This window comes from Rubrobacter taiwanensis, assembly GCF_004337705.1.
GTDB classification, from domain to species: domain Bacteria; phylum Actinomycetota; class Rubrobacteria; order Rubrobacterales; family Rubrobacteraceae; genus Rubrobacter_C; species Rubrobacter_C taiwanensis.
In genome coordinates, this window is the sequence record NZ_SKBU01000006.1 from 294,657 (window position 1) to 310,494 (window position 15,838).

At 68.7% G+C, this 15,838-nt stretch carries 13 protein-coding genes; 6 read left to right on the forward strand and 7 right to left on the reverse strand.

Annotated elements, in window-relative coordinates:
• Positions 1–31: 31 nt before the first annotated feature.
• Together E0L93_RS03710 and E0L93_RS03715 are read right to left on the reverse strand one after the other, a co-directional pair.
• On the reverse strand, positions 32–499 hold the full coding sequence (locus E0L93_RS03710) for a QcrA and Rieske domain-containing protein (RefSeq protein WP_165874142.1): 468 nt from the start codon (positions 497–499) through the stop codon (positions 32–34).
• Positions 500–577: 78 nt separating this feature from the next.
• Positions 578–1,111 (reverse strand): DoxX family protein, encoded by a 534-nt coding sequence (locus E0L93_RS03715; RefSeq protein ID WP_207890311.1) that lies wholly within the window; start codon positions 1,109–1,111, stop codon positions 578–580.
• Between the two features lie 152 nt (positions 1,112–1,263).
• Here E0L93_RS03715 and E0L93_RS03720 point away from each other — a divergent pair, with 152 nt between their 5' ends.
• Positions 1,264–1,752: a TQO small subunit DoxD gene (locus tag E0L93_RS03720; RefSeq protein WP_132688786.1), complete on the forward strand. Its 489-nt coding sequence runs from the start codon at positions 1,264–1,266 to the stop codon at positions 1,750–1,752.
• Between the two features lie 127 nt (positions 1,753–1,879).
• Here E0L93_RS03720 and lysA read toward each other — a convergent pair whose 3' ends face one another.
• Positions 1,880–3,133, reverse strand: a complete 1,254-nt coding sequence (gene lysA, locus E0L93_RS03725) for a diaminopimelate decarboxylase (protein WP_132688634.1) — start codon at positions 3,131–3,133, stop codon at positions 1,880–1,882.
• 89 nt (positions 3,134–3,222) lie between these two features.
• Here lysA and dapC point away from each other — a divergent pair, with 89 nt between their 5' ends.
• The 4 genes from dapC to E0L93_RS03745 are packed head-to-tail and all read left to right on the forward strand — an operon-like array spanning position 3,223 to position 7,469.
• Positions 3,223–4,389 carry a succinyldiaminopimelate transaminase gene (gene dapC / locus E0L93_RS03730; protein WP_132688637.1) on the forward strand — a complete coding sequence of 389 codons (1,167 nt, stop codon included), beginning with the start codon at positions 3,223–3,225 and terminating at the stop codon, positions 4,387–4,389.
• A gap of 31 nt (positions 4,390–4,420) precedes the next feature.
• The gene (locus E0L93_RS03735; protein WP_132688640.1) at positions 4,421–5,227 is read left to right on the forward strand and encodes a 2,3,4,5-tetrahydropyridine-2,6-dicarboxylate N-succinyltransferase; all 807 of its coding nucleotides are present in this window, start codon (positions 4,421–4,423) and stop codon (positions 5,225–5,227) included.
• Positions 5,224–6,291: a succinyl-diaminopimelate desuccinylase gene (dapE, locus tag E0L93_RS03740; protein WP_132688643.1), complete on the forward strand. Its 1,068-nt coding sequence runs from the start codon at positions 5,224–5,226 to the stop codon at positions 6,289–6,291. Before E0L93_RS03735 ends, dapE begins: the two co-directional genes overlap by 4 nt.
• A complete protein-coding gene (locus E0L93_RS03745; RefSeq protein WP_132688646.1) occupies positions 6,288–7,469 on the forward strand; it encodes a pyridoxal phosphate-dependent aminotransferase in 1,182 nt (393 codons plus the stop codon). The genes dapE and E0L93_RS03745 overlap by 4 nt, the downstream gene beginning before the upstream one ends.
• On the opposite strand, the gene E0L93_RS03750 is transcribed toward E0L93_RS03745, so the two are convergent.
• The 4 genes from E0L93_RS03750 to E0L93_RS03765 form a co-directional block, all read right to left on the reverse strand.
• Positions 7,466–9,964 carry a histidine kinase N-terminal 7TM domain-containing protein gene (locus tag E0L93_RS03750; protein ID WP_132688649.1) on the reverse strand — a complete coding sequence of 833 codons (2,499 nt, stop codon included), beginning with the start codon at positions 9,962–9,964 and terminating at the stop codon, positions 7,466–7,468. The genes E0L93_RS03745 and E0L93_RS03750 overlap by 4 nt on opposite strands.
• Before the next feature lie 102 nt (positions 9,965–10,066).
• Entirely contained in the window at positions 10,067–11,884 is a 1,818-nt protein-coding gene (locus tag E0L93_RS03755) for an acyltransferase family protein (protein WP_132688652.1), read from the reverse strand.
• Positions 11,885–11,985: 101 nt separating this feature from the next.
• Entirely contained in the window at positions 11,986–14,430 is a 2,445-nt protein-coding gene (locus E0L93_RS03760; RefSeq protein WP_132688654.1) for a peptidoglycan DD-metalloendopeptidase family protein, read from the reverse strand.
• A 29-nt stretch (positions 14,431–14,459) separates the two neighbouring features.
• On the reverse strand, positions 14,460–15,047 hold the full coding sequence (locus E0L93_RS03765) for a hypothetical protein (RefSeq protein ID WP_132688656.1): 588 nt from the start codon (positions 15,045–15,047) through the stop codon (positions 14,460–14,462).
• 206 nt (positions 15,048–15,253) lie between these two features.
• Between E0L93_RS03765 and E0L93_RS03770 the strand changes: the two genes are divergently transcribed.
• A complete protein-coding gene (locus E0L93_RS03770) occupies positions 15,254–15,838 on the forward strand; it encodes a DUF6230 family protein (RefSeq protein ID WP_132688658.1) in 585 nt (194 codons plus the stop codon).

Sequence of the window (15,838 nt, forward strand, 5' to 3'; positions counted from 1 at the left end):
GGGGCATTCTACGCGCCTTGGGGAGCAGGAGCTAGGCCCGGTAGACCTCCCCGTTGCGGACCTCGACTTCTATCTCGGGCAGCGGGGAGGGGGCCGGCCCCGTCTCCACCTGCGCGCCCTGATCGGGAATGAAGACCGAGCCGTGGCAGGGGCAGGCGAGCCGTTGGGTCTCCTCCTGGTAGGCGACTGTGCACTGCTGGTGGGTGCACACGGCCGAGTAGGCGACGAACTCCCCGCCGCTCAGGTGCACTAGCACGGCCGGTTGCCCGGTATCGGCGTCGGTAAAGGGGAAGGCGGAGTTTTCCGGCACTTCCGCCTCAGACGCTATGGGCTCTCCGGGAGCGACCTCCGGCCCGCCCTCGGCGGTCCCGGGGGGCGCGGCGGGTGTATCTTCTGGAGTTCCGGCGGGCTGCTCGGGGCCACAGGCGGCCAGCACCATCGCGGTGCCGGCCGAGCTCAGAAAGAAGAACTTCCGTCTGGAGATGTGGTTGCGGTTCAAGGGGCCTCCTCCCATCTGGATCAGGGGTTCGCTTGCCGGGCTCTTCTTAAAAATATACGAAGTTTGGCGGCGGCCGGTTCAGAGAGAGCGTTCTAGCCGCCGCGGAGCGGCGTCGCGCTCTCCGAGGCCGGCTTCGTCCGGCTCGGCGACGAGGCGGCCGCCGCGCACGGTGGAGCCGATCACGAGCCCGCCTGCCACCAGCACGATGTTCTTGATGATGTACTGCCCCTCCAGCGTGGGCGCGTAGGGGAAAACGTTGAACGCCTCGCCGGGGAAGAGAACGAGCGGTGAGGCAGCCCCGAACATCTGGAAGAGCAGCAGGAGCAGCGTGAAGCGCATGAACCGGCCCCAGATCAGGAGCACCCCGATGGCGCACTCCAGAGCCGCCAGCAGCATGAGCCCCGTCCCGGCCGGGATCAGGCCCAGCGTCAGCGTCTCTATGGTCCGGACGGCGAGCTCCTGCGCCGGGCTGAGGCCGGGGAAGAACTTGAGCGCCCCGAACCACAGGAAGACCACCCCCAGCCCCACGCGCAGGATGGTGAGGCTGTAGCGCGAGAGCCAGCGCGTTATCTTCATATCTACCCGATCGAACAATATCCGCAGCGTCTCCACGGCCACACGCTCCTCTAGAGAACTTTCTCACTACACCCATGATTCTGCACACGGCCCCCGGGAAGACCGTGGACGCGGCCACAATGAGCCGCGGACCGCGTGTTGTATAAATAGATGTGGCCTTCTGGGTAAGGAGTTGCGACTTGAGCGGCATGACATGGGTGCGGATTCTGGTGGGCGCGATCTGGCTGAACGGCGCGCTGGAAAAATTCCTGAACCCGGACTTCCCGCAGCAGTTCCGGGCGGCGTTGGAGGCGGGCGGATACGTAGCTCAGGCTCCGCTCTGGTTTCAGTCGTTCATGACCGGGGTGGTGGTACCCAACGCCGAGCTCTTCGCCCAGCTGATCCGCTTCGGCGAGCTCGCGCTGGGGCTGGCGCTCATCCTGGGCCTGCTCACCAACCTCGCCGCCCTCGGCAGCATGCTCTTCAGCCTGACACTCGTCGTCTCCCAGGGCGGGGTACAGCTCGGCACCGGGCTCGCCACACCCGGCATCCTGACCATAAACATGGTGCTGGCGCTGCTCTCCCTGATCATACTCCTCTCGGCCGCGTCCAAGAGGCTCTCGCTCGACGCTGCGATCGCCGGCCGCAACCCGAAGCTGGCTCCGCCGCTCGTGAACCGGCAGACCGGCGGAAGATAGCCCCGGGCGTCTCGCCCGCTACCCGGACGTGATGATCGCTCGTAGAGGACAGAGCCGGTGGCGAACCACGTAGTGGTGGTGCGGCAGCCGCGCGTCCGGGCGTAGGGGGAGGTTACGAAGCCCGCGGCTACAAGAAGGCCGGGATCAGCTCGCCCTTCACCAGGTCCGGGTAGTGCTCGCGCTCGCGCACCAGCGCCCACCGGTCGCTCCGCACCATGACCTCGGCGGGTCTGGGACGGGAGTTGTAGTTGGAGGCCATAGCGAAGCCGTAGGCCCCGGCGCTCATCACGGCGAGCACCTCTCCCTCCGCCGCGTCGGGCAGATCCCGGTCCCGGGCCAGGTAGTCTCCGCTCTCGCAGACCGGGCCGACAAGGTCGGCGTGTACGGTGGCGGTGCTCTCCCTGAGGGGTTTCACCTCGTGGTAGGCGTCGTAGAGGCTCGGCCGCAAGAGATCGTTCATCCCGGCGTCCGCGACCAGGAAGGTCTTCTCCCCGCTCTGCTTGCGGTAGAGAACCCGGGTCAGAAGCACCCCGGCCTCCCCGGCGATGTACCGGCCCATCTCGCACAAGATGGTAGCTCCGGTGGACTCGAGCGCGGGCCGCAGGGCGTCCACCAGCTCTCTGGGGTTAGGAGGGCTCTCGTCCCGGTAACAGATCCCGAGTCCCCCGCCGATGTTGAAGTAACGGATGTCGAAGCCCGAGTCCCGGAGCTCTCGCACGAGCCCGGCCGTCTTCTCCACGGACTCCACGTAGGGAGAGATCTTCGTGATCTGGCTCCCGATGTGCTGGTGGACGCCCAGGAGCTCTACGTGGCGGAACTCCTCCCGGACTCTGCGCGCCAGCCGCAACGCCTCATCAAGGGGGATGCCGAACTTGCTCTCTGCGAGTCCGGTGGCGATGTGCGGGTGGCTTTCGGGGTCCACGGCCGGGTTCACGCGCAGGGCGACGCGGGCGGTCTTGCCGTGCCGCCGGGCACAGTAGTCCAGACGCTCCAGCTCCGAATCCGACTCCACGTTGAACATCAGGATGCGCTCCCCGAGACCCAAAGAGAGCTCCTTCTCTGTCTTGCCCACGCCGGCGAAGACGATCCTCTTGGGATCTATCCCGGCGCGGACGGCCCGGTAGAGCTCGCCCGCCGACACGATATCGACGCCCGCCCCGAGAGCGGCCAGGGCCCGCAGCACGGCCAGGTTGCCGTTCGCCTTGACCGCGTAGCAGACCATGTGGTCCAGGCCCGAGAACGCCTCGTCCAGCTCCCGGTACCTCCGCTCCAGCGTACCGTGGCTGTAGACGTAGACCGGGGTCCCCCGGCTCTCGGCTATCTCCCGGAGCGGGACGCCCTCGCAGTAGAGCTCGTCCCCCTCGTAATGAAACTCCTCCAAGGCAGTATCCCTCCAATCCGCATAAGACCGCTGAACTTACCCCTGAGTCTTGACTATACTCTTCTCCTGGATTCCGCGCGACAGGAGAGATGGCTACGGACGGAGAGACGGCGAGAAAACCCCTGACCCTCAACCCGGTGCTCGAGAGCCTGCCGGAATACCCTTTCGTGCGGCTGGACGAGCTGCGCGATACGATGCGCGAGCGGGGCGTCCCGCTCTTCGACTTCGGCACCGGCGACCCCCGCGAGCCGACGGATCCTAAGATTCTGCAGGCGCTCAAAGACGGCGCGCCGGAGATCAGCCAGTACCCGGTCGTACCCGGCAAGCGCGAGCTGCGCGAGGCTTTCTGCGGCTGGATGAGAAGGCGCCACGGGGTAGAGCTGGACCCGGACGCCGAGGCGCTGCCTGCCACCGGCTCCAAGGAGGCTATCTTCCACGCTCCGTTGGCCTTCCTGCACCCCAGCCAGAAGCGCCGGGGCGTCGCCTACGGCACGCCGGGCTACCCGGTCTACGAGCGCGGGACGCTCTTCGCCGGGGGTGAAGCGCTGCCGGTAGAGCTGCGGCGGGAGAACGGATTCCTGCTGCAGCCGGAAGAAGTAGACCCGGAGCGGGTGCGGATACTCTGGATCAACTACCCCCACAACCCCACCGGGGCCACCGCCACCCGTTCGTATCTGGAGGAGGTCGTGGAGTACTGCCGCCGCCACGACATCCTGCTCTTCTCCGACGAGTGCTACAACGACCTCTACTCCGGAGAGCCGCCGCCGTCGGCGCTGGAGGTCTCGAAAGAGCGGGTGGTAGCCTTCGTCTCCCTCTCCAAGCGCAGCGGGATGACCGGCTACCGCGCGGCGATGATGGCGGGCGATGCGGAGGTCATCGCGGCGTTCCGGCGGCTCCGGCCCTCCATCGGGGTGGCTACGCAAGAGTTCGTGCAGCGCGCCGCCATCGCTGCCTGGAGCGACGACGAGCACGTAAAAGAGCGCCGCCGCGTCTTCGGCGAGAAGCGGCGGCTGTTCACGGATTTCTTCGAGCGGGCCGGGATCGAGTACCTGCCCACGGACGCCGGCTTCTACCTCTGGGTGACCGTCCCGGACGGAGACGACGAGGCGTACGCCCTGCGGCTGCTGCGGGAGGGGATAATAGTGGCGCCGGGCCGGGGCTTCGGGCCGGGCGGCATGGGGTTCGTGCGGCTGGCGCTCGTGCCGGGGCTCGAGGAATGCCGGGAGGCGATAAGGCGCTGGGAGCGCCTGCTCTGATCTTGCCACACCGAGAGGAGGGAGCCTGCGCATGAGAGAGAAGATCGAAGCCGCCTACCAGGAGCGCAACCTGCTGGAAGAGGACGGATACCGCGAAGCGGTCTTCGAGACCATAGCCGCCCTGGACCGGGGCGAGCTGCGGGTCGCGGAGAAGCGGGGCGGAGAGTGGGTCTCGAACGCGTGGGTAATGCAGGCGATAAACCTCTACTTCACCGTCGCGGGCATGCAGACGATGGAGGTCGGGCCGTTCGAGTTCCACGACAAGATCCCGCTCAAGAAGAACCTGGCCGAGGCCGGCATCCGGGTCGTGCCGCCGGGCACGATCCGCTACGGGGCCTTCGCCGAGCCGGGCGTGGTGCTGATGCCGGGGTACGTTAACATCGGGGCCTGGGTGGGCAGCGGCACGATGGTGGACACCTGGGCCACGGTGGGCTCGGGGGCCCAGATCGGGCGCGGCGTCCACCTCTCCGGCGGGGTAGGCATCGGGGGCGTGCTGGAGCCGCCGGGCGCGATGCCGGTAGTCATAGAGGACGGGGCGTTCATCGGCTCGCGCGCGATCGTCGTCGAGGGCGTGCGCGTGGAGGAGGAGGCCGTGCTCGGAGCGAACGTGGTGCTGACCTCCTCGACCCAGATCATAGACGTAACCGGCGAGGAGGAGGTCGTCTACCGGGGTCGCGTCCCGGCCCGCAGCGTGGTCGTCGCCGGGACCCGCACCCGTGACTTCCCCGCCGGCAGCTACCAGCTCCAGGCCGCGCTTATTATCGGGAAGCGCAAGGCATCCACCGACCAGAAGACCAGCCTGAACGAGGCCCTGCGGCAGTTCGGGGTGAGCGTATGAGAGAGGTTCTGCTCTGGCTCCTGGAGTGTCCGAGCGTCACGGGGGCCGAGCAGCGGCTCTGCGACGAGCTGGAGGCGCGCCTGCGGAGGCTGCCCGGCTGGGAGGTACACAGAACCGGGGACAACCTCGCCGTCCGGCGGAAGAGCCCGGACCCCTCCCGGCCCACCATAGCCTTCGCCGGGCATCTGGACACCGTCCCGGAGCCGGAGGGCGGCCTGCCGGTGCGGATCGAAGGGGAGCTGGTCTACGGCCGCGGCGCCTCGGACATGAAGGCCGGGGACGCGGTTATGCTGGAGCTGCTGGAGCGCTTCGACTGGGAGGGGAGCTGGGCCGAGCCGGTCTTCGTCTTCTACGCGGGCGAGGAGGGCGATTACGAGGAGAACGGGCTGGAGGATGTCTTCCGGGAACTCCCTTGGGTGCTGGAGGCGGACCTCGCCTTCTGCCCGGAGCCGACCGAGAACCGGCTGGAGCTGGGATGCGTGGGCACCTCGCAGGTCGAGATCACCTTCCGGGGCAAAGCCGCGCACGCCGCCCGGCCGTGGCTGGGCGAGAACGCCCTCACCAAGGCCGGCGAGCTGCTCTCCGAGCTGCATGAGCTGAGGCCGCTCGAGGTCGCCGTGGACGGCCTGACCTTCCGGGAGGTGCTGACGCCCACGATGGCGCGGGGCGGCACCGCCAAGAACGTCGTGCCGGACGCCTTCCGCATCAACGTCAACTACCGCTTCGCCCCCGGCAAGGACCGCAGAGATGTGGAGCGAACCTTCAAGGAGCTGCTGCGCGGGCGGGCGGAGTTTGAGATAACGGACTTCGCCCCCAGCGGCCCGGTGAACCTGAACAACCCGCTGCTGGAGCGCTTCATCGAGACCGTATCGCCGGAGGTGCAACCCAAGCAGGCGTGGACGGATGTGGCCCGCTTCGCCGCCCGCGGGGTGGCGGCGGTGAACTTCGGTCCCGGCATCCCGGACCAGGCGCACCGGCGGGAGGAGCACGTCCGGCTCCCGCTGCTGGAGGAGTGCTACGGGAAGCTCGCCCGCTACCTCGGGGACAGCAGGAGAGCGGCATGAGGCTGGCGGGGAGGATGGAGCGGCTGGGCACCGAGACGGCCTTCTCGGTGCTGGCGAAGGCCCGGGCGCTGGAGGCGCGGGGGCGCGAGATCATCCACCTGGAGATCGGCGAGCCAGACTTCGACACCCCGGCCCACATCGTGGAGGCCGGCTGCCGGGCGCTGCGCGATGGGCACACCCACTACACGCCCGCCCCCGGTATCCCGGAGCTGCGTGCGGCGATAGCCGCCGAGGTGGCGCGCAGCCGCAACATCGAGGTCTCGCCGGAGCAGGTCGTCGTCACGCCCGGCGGCAAGCCGATCATGTTCTTCGCCATCCTGGCGCTCGTGGACGAGGGCGACGAGGTGCTCCTGCCCAACCCGGCCTTCCCGATCTACGAGTCGATGGTCAACTTCGTAGGGGGACAACCCGTCTTCGTGCCGCTCAGGCAGGAGAACGGCTTCCGCTTCGACCTTGAGGAGTTCCGCGCGGGACTGAGCGAGCGCACCCGGCTGGTGATCCTCAACTCCCCCGCGAACCCCACCGGCGGCGTGCTCACCCCGGAGGACATCTCAGCTCTCGCCGCCATCCTGTCCGAGCGCCCGGACGTGTTCGTGCTGAGCGACGAGATCTACTCCCGCTTCCTCTACTCGGGCAGCTTCGCCAGCATCGCCTCCGAGCCGGGGCTGGGCCCGGACGGACGCACCGTTATCCTCGACGGGTTCTCCAAGACCTACGCGATGACCGGCTGGAGGATCGGGTACGGCGTCATGCCCGAGCCCCTGGCCGAGAGCGTGACCCGGCTGCAGGTGAACTCCAACTCCTGCACCAACGCTGCCGCACAGTACGCCGCGCTGGAGGCGCTCACCGGCCCGCAGGACGCGGTGGAGCGCATGCTGGACGAGTTCCGCGCCCGCCGGGATCTGATCGTCTCTGGGCTCAACGAGCTGCCCGGCGTGGAGTGCGCAACGCCCCAGGGGGCCTTCTACGCCTTCCCCCGGATAGAGGGGACCGGCTATCCGGCGCAGGAACTTGCGGACCTGCTGCTGGAGGAGGCCGGGGTCGCGTGCCTCGCCGGGACGGGGTTCGGCCGGTACGGCGAGGGACACCTGCGCTTCTCATACGCCAACTCCCGGGAGAACATCGCCCGGGCGCTGGAGCGCGCGGCGGACGCTCTCTCGCGGCTCCCCGCCCGCTAGCCCGGCTCCGGAGCCCCCTCGATCGGAACCCTGACCCGCACCACCGTTCCCTCCCCCGGAGCGCTACTCACCTCCAGCGCGCCGCCGCTCTCGGCGGCGCGCTCCCGCATGCTCTTGAGCCCGACCCCGGAGCCCGCGACGTTCGGGTCGAAGCCGTGCCCGTCATCGGCCACCTCCAGCCGGATCTCCTCCCCGGTGGTCCCGAGCCTCACAACCACCCGCCGCGCCTCCGAGTGGCGGCGGGCGTTGGTCAAAGCCTCCTGCAAGATGCGCAGCATCTCCATGCCCCGCGCCCCGAGAGGTCTCTGGGGGAAGCCCTCCTCCACCTTCAGCTCTATCCCCCTCCCGGCGGGGGCCATCCTGCGGTGCAGATCTACCAGGGACTCCGCCAGCCGGAGGAACGGCTGGTCCTCCTCCTCTCCCAGACGCAGGTCATAGACCGCCTCGCGCAATCCCCGCACCCCGCGGCGCACGGTGTCCAGAGCCTCCTGAAGTTCCTTCTGAAGGGAGGCGTCCCCGGCGTTGAGCTTGGCGAACTCGAGCGTCTGCACGGCGTAGGCCAGATCCTGCAGCACGCCATCGTGCAGGTCGCGGGCTATGCGGTTGCGCTCGGCCTCGCGGATCTCCTCCAGCGCCTCTTTGGCCCGCTTGCTCGCCGTGATGTCGCGAACCAGGATGCATATCGCTTCGCGGCCGCCGTAAGAGATGATGTTCGCGCGGACCTCCACGTCCACCAGCGTCCCGTCCCTGCGGCGGTGGCGGCGCTCGCCGCTCACGTAGCTCCCCCGCTCCTGCACGCGCCGGACATAGCAATCCATGTCCTCCCGGGAATACGGTACGACGTCGTAGAGCGTCAGCTTTAGCAGCTCCCCGGGGGCGTAGCCGAGCATATCGTGGTAGGCGGCATTGGCCTCCAGGATGCGCCGGCTGTCCATGTCGACCAGCAGGATGCCCTCGGCGGCCTGTTCGACGACCGCCCGGTAGCGCTCCTCGCTCTCGCGCAGCGCCGCCTCGGCCCGCTTGCGCTCGGTGATCTCGCGGGAGTTCACGACCACCCCCCGGACGGCCGGGTCTGCGAGCAGGTTGGTCCCGATGGCCTCAAAATACCGCCAGCGGCCCTCCCGGTCGCGGACGCGGTACTCCACCGAGAGCCGCTCCCGGGGCGCGCGGAGAAGTCTCAGGAACTTGCTCCTGACGCGCTCGACGTCCTCCGGATGCAGGTGGTCGAAGGCCCGGCTCCCGACCCGCTCTTCGGGCATGTAGCCCAGCACCCTCTCCACCGCCGGACTCTCATAGACTATCCTGCCCTCGGCGTCCAGGACTATGATCAGGTCCGAAGCGTTGCGGACGAGCGAGCGGAAGCGCTCCTCACTCTCGCGCAGCATCCGCTCGCTCTGCGCCGTCTCGGAGACGGCGGCCTCCAGCTGCGCGGTGCGCTCCGCAACCCTCAGCTCCAGCGTCTCGTTGAGCCGCCGGATCTCCTCCTCGGCCCGCTTGCGCTCGGTTATGTCGTGCAGGACGACCAGGCGCGCTGCCGGACCTCCCCGCCGGTCCGGCAGCGCGGAGACCGAGACCTCGTAGTCGTGCCGGCCGCCGAGCCGCACCTCCCGGCGCGCCCCGCCGCGGAGGTTCCGCAGGAGCTCCCGCCCGGTCCCCACCTGATCCAGGCCCATCCCGACGGCTCCGGAGCCCGGCAGGTTCAGGATGCGCCGGGCGGCCGGGTTGAGGTCCACGATCCGGTCCCGGTCATCCAGCACCACTACGCCATCGCTCAGCTCCTCGACGACGGCGGTGCGCGCCACGGGCACGATGTCCAGCAGACGCCAGCGGAAGAGCGCCCAGGTGATCGCCACGCCGCTCAGCAGGAAGGCGAGGGGTGTGAGATCCAGGTTCGGGAGCGGGCTGAGACCCAGCACGTAGAGCCCGTTGCCCAGCCACGGCGCGAACGCACCGAACAGCAGCGCCGCGCCCTGCCGGCCGTAGAGATCCGGCGAGCGGCGGAGCATAGATACCATCAGAAGGGTGCCGAGCAGGATCAGCGCGTAGGCGTAGGCCCAGTAGATCCAGAAAGCCGGACCGTACTCCACCTCCAGAAAAGGTCCGTCCAGCGCCACGGCGCTCCAGATCAGGCCGTGCGCTTCGTTGGTCCACACGAGCAGCAGCGTGGCGGCCGGCAGGGCGGAGAGCAGGACGAGACGGCGAGGATCCAGCCTCGCGCCGCGGCCGGTGTACTGCAGGGCGAACGCCAACCAGGCCGGCGGCACCGTGACGATGCCCAGATACTCTACCCTGGCCCACAGAACCTTGTCCGGGAGTCCGACGGCGCTCAGCTCCAGAGCGTAGCTCCCCGACCACACGGTCACGGCCAGCATGAGCAGCGCCAGCGCCCTACCCCCCGGCGCGCCGCGCCGCCGCCAGACGTACAGGGCGAGCGCGCCCGAGACGACCGCGACCACGAACGAGAGCGGCGCGTAGGGCGTATACTGCCACTCCATCAGCCTACCCCGGCCCCGTCCCTTCCGATGCGCGCCTCCAAGAGTATATTAGGATAGCCACGATTTCTACGAGAACGGGCGCGGACTCTCGCCGGCGCTTCTCTAGCGTCCGGTGCCCGCGTAATCCGGGCCGAGGTGATCCCGGATGAGCTCGGCGTAGAGCCGCTGCCCCTCCGGGCGGAGGTGTATCCCGTCGTCCCAGAAGAGCTCCGGACGATCGGCGCTCGCTGCGTGCCAGTCCACCAGGACGGCGTTCGGGTGACGCTCCGTCCCCTCGGCGATCACGCGGTTGTTGGAGGACTCCCAGGGCCGGGGAACTTTCACGTTCACGAAGACCACCCGCGAGACGCCCTCCAGGATGTCCATGATCTCTTCGAACTGCTCCTCGCTCAGGGGTCCGTTGTTGCCGATGTGCAGCACGACGACCTCTCCCAGCTCACCCCTCTCCCGCCGCTCTCTCAGGATCTCCACGGCGTCCCCCACCTGCAGCCCGGACTCGGCGTCGAGGACCCGCAGGTCTCCTGCCTCCCGCTCCAGCGTCCTGGCCGCCCCGAGCATCACCGAGTCCCCGACGGCCGTGGCGGGTCCCGCCGGCTCCTCCCGCGCCGCCCGCTCCCCTCCGGTCTCCCCGGCCCGGATCGTCTCCTGCGCGAGATACTCGGGCGGCGGGGGCGACTCGGCTTTCACCGCGGCGACACCGATCAGGGCGCAGACGGCTACGTTCGCCGCCGCTCCTCCGGCCCACAGCGCCCCGAGCCGCCAGCGCCGCCGGCCTTCGGCCTCGCGCAGCGACCGCCAGGCCCGCTCCAGAGCCCCGCGCCGGACGGGGGTCTCGATGAAGCGGTAGGAGAGGTCGGCGAGCAGGAGCGTCGCGGCGAGCTGCAGCGCCAGCAGCGGCGGCCCGTCCAGGGGCACGTCGAGCTGCGGCCGGGTGACCATGAAGACCGGCCAGTGCCAGAGGTAGATGCCGTAGGAGCGCACGCCGACCCAGCGCAGCGGCCGCAGCTCCAGCACCTCAGATCCCAGGCGGGTGCCGGGATGGACGGAGACCGCGATCACGGATGCGGTCGCGAACGCGACCAGCGCGAAGCCTCCCCGGTAGAGGAGCGGATCGTACTCCCCGAGCGTGAGGCAGAAGAAGACCAGCGCGCCGAGCGCGGCGACGCCGGCCGCGTCCAGCAAAAGCGGTGCGAAGCGTCCGGGCTCGCGCCGGAGGTTCTGTGGCACCCAGAAGAAGGCGAGCGCGGCCCCGAAGAGCAGTCCGGCGGCGCGGGTGTCGGTCCCGTAGTAGAGGCGAGAGGGGTCGGCGTCCGGCGTGTAGAGGGCGGCCATCAGCCCCGCCGAGGACGCCGCCACCACGAGCACGCAGAGCAGCGTCCACCGCCGCAACAGCGCCAGTCCGGCGAGCAACAGCGGCGGCCACAGGAGGTAGAACTGCTCCTCGACGGCGAGCGACCACAGGTGCTTGAGCAGCGACGGGCGGCCGACGGCCTCGAAGTACGACTCGTCGGCGAAGATCAGGTACCAATTCGTCACATACCCGAGCGCGGCGAGCGCGTCGGCGCGCAGCCCCGCCACCTCTTCCGGCAGGAAGACGACGGCGTACGCCAGCGTCGCCACCAGCACCAGGTAGAGCGCGGGCAGCAGCCGGCGGGCCCGCCGGAGCCAGAACCGCTTCAGGTCCATGCGGCCCCGCTCGCGCCACTCGGCCAGCAGCAGCGCGGTTATGAGATACCCGCTGATGACGAAGAAGATCTCCACGCCCAGAAAACCGCCCGGTACCCACGGCAGCCCCGCATGGTAGAGCAGCACGGCCAGCACGGCGAAAGCCCGCAGGCCGTCGAGCCCCGGCAGGTAAGAGAGCCGGGTTCCGCCCGGACCGGAGACCTCCCCTCGGATCTTCCCCCCTCTTCTGCTCACGGTACCGAGTAAGGCGGAGCGCGCCGCCGCAGCGGCGCAACCCCGCCTGCCTGACTACTGCCTTACCAGGTGCCGTATGATATCCGATGCGCCGGCCCGGTTCACCCGCCGCCCACGCATACACCGGCCCTGAGCAGCCGGAGGTCGAGAGAGGCACACCTCCCCGAGTCCCCCCCTCCGGTGTCCTCTTCCGCTCCGGAGGAGGGCTGCTCCTGAGCCGGGGGGCTCTCCTGCTGCGGAGGGGGCTTTTGCCCGGCCTGTCCCCCGCCGCCTGAAGACGAGGAGGGTTCTGGCCTGCCCGGCGAACCGCCGGTCTTATGAACCGGCTGCTGATGTGCGGGCTGTTGTTCCGGAGCGGAGCGCCGGACGGTACCGCCGCCCTCCGGCCGGTGCTGCTGAGACGGCGGGCCGTGGAGCCGGTTCTCCGATCCTCCCGCCACCGGCTGGCTCCGGGTTGCCTGGTCTTTCGGTGCGCTTGGAGGAGCCCCGCGCGGGCGTTCTTTGACCCCGACGGACGCATTGACGGCGGGGGCGGCCGACCGGCCGTGATCCGGCATCCGGCCGGTTCTGACGCCCCCGGATCTCTCCGCCGGAGGCGCGGGAGCGGCCCGCTCAGCCCGTGCACCGCCGGACGGGGCGCCGGGCTCCCTCCGGACGGATCGAGCCGGTTCCGGAGAGGCCGGAGCCCCGTCAGACGCGGCCTGCGGCCCGCGGCTCCCGGAGAAGGCCGGAGGAGCAGTTCCGGTCTGCGCAACGGTCACAGAGGGGGCGGGCCGCTCCCTCTCGCAGACCGCCGGTGACGGTATATAAGGTTCGCCGCCGGTCACACGTCCGCCGTTCTGCCGGAGCCACTCGAGCAGCGGGTAGGGGTTCTTGGCCCCCGAGGGGGCTTCGGCCCGGGTGTCGTTCACGTACCAGCCGAGATGCAGGTGAGGATCGAACGGCCCCAGGGTCCCCGGCACGGAGGAGTAACCGGTGTGTCCCACATAACCTATGAGATCGCCCGCCCGGACCCGCTGTCCGAACTCCAGCGGGGGCCGGTCTACGAGGTGCGCGTAGTAGAAGACGTCTCCGCGCCGGATCGGTCCGACGCCGGCGGTGACCTCGATCATGGCCACCCAGCCGCCCAGATAGTTCCACCAGCCGGACTCGTGCCCCGAGACCGGACGTACGATACCGTCCGTTATGGAGTACACCGGGGTGCCCTCGGGAGCGAAGATGTCGGTCCCCTCATGCCCTCCGTTCGGACGCGGAGCCCCCCAGTCGTTGGTGTAGCTGTCCATGTAGCGGGCGGGCAGGGGGAAGACCGCGCTCCGGTTGCCGGTGACCTCCACCTCCGGGGAAGCGCGGTGGTCCGCACCGACCACGGGAGCTGGACAGTAGCCGCCGCTCTCAGCCACATAGGGGATGGGCTCGCCGTTGCGGTAGGCCTCGGCCAGCTCCAGCACCCGTTGCACGTACTCATGAGAGTTGTTGTAGGCGTAGAGGGCCCGGTGGTAGTCTTCCGGCGCTCCGGAGCGAACCAGATAGTTGGCGGCGCCGAAGATGGCATCCCTGTAGTGGCAGGGATCCCTAACCCCGTCCCCGTTCGCATCCACCCCGTAGATCCTCCACGTAGAAGGCAGGAACTGCATGGGCCCCACGGCCCGGCCGTAGACGGTCGGCGGTCCCTGCACACAGGTGTACTCCTGCCCCCCTCCATGCCCGCTCTCGACGAACCCGATGGCTGCCAGAACCGCCCAATCGAGGCCGTACTCCTCGGCGGCCTCCTCGTAGGCCCGCAGGTAGTTGCCGGGGATGGAGCCAGCGGCCCCGGAAGCCGATACCTCTCCGGGAACATCGCCGCAGATCTCCGCCCCTCCCGTAACCAGCTCCGCCAGCGAGGAGTTCACTATCTCGATCAGCGCGGGAAGATTGCCCGGATCGCCGATATTGTCGAGCCGGATCATCCGGCCGCTCCTGGCCACCGGCTCCCGTTCCGCAGCGACCGCCAGAGCCGGGGATGCGGAGCGCTGCGGGAAATCTGCGCGCAGCGCGCTGAGGCTCCGGGCCTCGACCCGCGCGTCGTCCAGCCGGAGATCTAACGGCCGCTCCCCCAGCCTCAGACATCCCCCGGAGATAGTGAACGAGAACCCGGTGGCTTCTATGGCGAGATCGTCCATGTACACGGGCCCAGGGGCGGTCTGGTTCACGGCCAGCTGACCACCCCCGAGCTCCGGCGGCCGGGAGACGTTGGAGAGCCTCAGCCCGTAGATGGTCGCCCTCTGAAACTCGATCCTCGCCCGGAGAGGCTCCCCATCCCGGGGAGGACGCAGGGATATCCTGACCCCCTCACCCTCGATCCGCTCCGAGTTGATGACGAATCCCCCGGAGATGCTCAGAGCTCCGGAACCGGAGTAGTCCGAGGAGAGGAGCAGCATGAGAGCCGCAACGACCGCCAGCACCGAAAGCCTGAGGACCCATCCCCGGCTCCTCCCCGATTCGAGAGGAGCAGAGACACCCTCCCGCACCGGCGGCCCGGACTGTCTCTGAAAGCGGGTGATCACAGAGCCCGCCCCACGAACTCCCTACCCGCTCAGCCCCGCCGCCTCTGGAGCAAGATTAAACCGCAAACCCCGCCCAGCAGGACCAGCACCGCCAGCAGCGGCAGTACACCCCCGGTGTCCGGCAGAACTCCATCCCCAGGCGATTCCTCATACTGCAGCTCCCCGGCCACCGAAGACTCCCCCTCGAAACCGTCATCCCCCGGGAACGGCCCCGCCCCGCCCGCCTCCGGACCGGGACCCGAGAAGTGCGGCGGATCTTGATCCACCCCGCCAACCTCCGGCGGATCCTGATCCACACCGCCAACCTCCGGCGGATTCTGCGAAGGTACCCCGAAACCACCCGGCACCTCTCCGCGCTGCGAGGGCTCATCCCCTCCCAGCCCCGGCACCTCTCCGCGCTGCGAGGGTTCATCCCCTCCCAGCCCCGGCACCTCCCCACGCTGCGAGGGTTCATCCCCTCCCAGCCCCGGCACCTCTCCGCGCTGCGAGGGCTCCTGCTGAAACACGCTCTGAGCCAGAGCCTCCCGCTCGCAGAAGACCACGAACACAAGAGCCGCAGCCAGCACGGCGCAGATCAAAGCCCCCCGAAAGCCGTACCCCTCTCGATATCCCCGCATCAGCCTGCTCGCCTCCCCTCACCCGAACCTCAGACTGCAGGCCGGCCTCCCGCCGGCCGACAGAGACATAAATAGCAGAAACCGACAAATTATGCAACGGATGATAACTAAATCGCTGGGAAGCGTGCCCGGGGGTTGCGATCAGTTATCATTTGATGCTATCATTTGTTGCGATCGCCATTTGCGAGGAGAGGAGGCAGCTGGCTGTGGAGATGCACTATGACAGGAAGAGGCTATTCATAGCTCTCGGCGGGGGGTTTGGTGCGCTGGCGGCCATTTTGGTTGCGCTTTACATGGGTGGGGTAGCGCTGGCCGTTCCGCTTGGGGGGATTGGGGGGTTCAGGATTCAGGCGGACCGGGTGGAGTTGCAGGGGTTCTCGCTCACTCCGCGGATAGGGGACAACTCGCAACGGGAGGTTTCTCCTGCGGTAAGGAATCAGGCGAGGACGGCGATCATTGAGGGTCTGGTGGTTTCCAAGCGCATACCCATACCTGAGGGTGTACCGGGAGCTGGGGGGCGGGTCTTCGTGATCACCATCACGGGCAGCGAGGATCAGCCGGTAGAGATCCAGGGCCTCATTCAGGACGCCATGTATCTGCAGGCCAGATCTTTCCAAGCCGAGGCCCTTGAGCAGGACGAGGCTCCGCCGAGCCTGCGGCAGGGTTGGGAGCAGTCCTTCTACCAGCTCTCTCCGAGGGTGGTGATCATCGGGCTCGACAGCCAGAACAACTACCAGTTCGCGAACAGCATCACCATTCCGGGGCTGCAGGTCAACGCGAGGCTGGAGTAG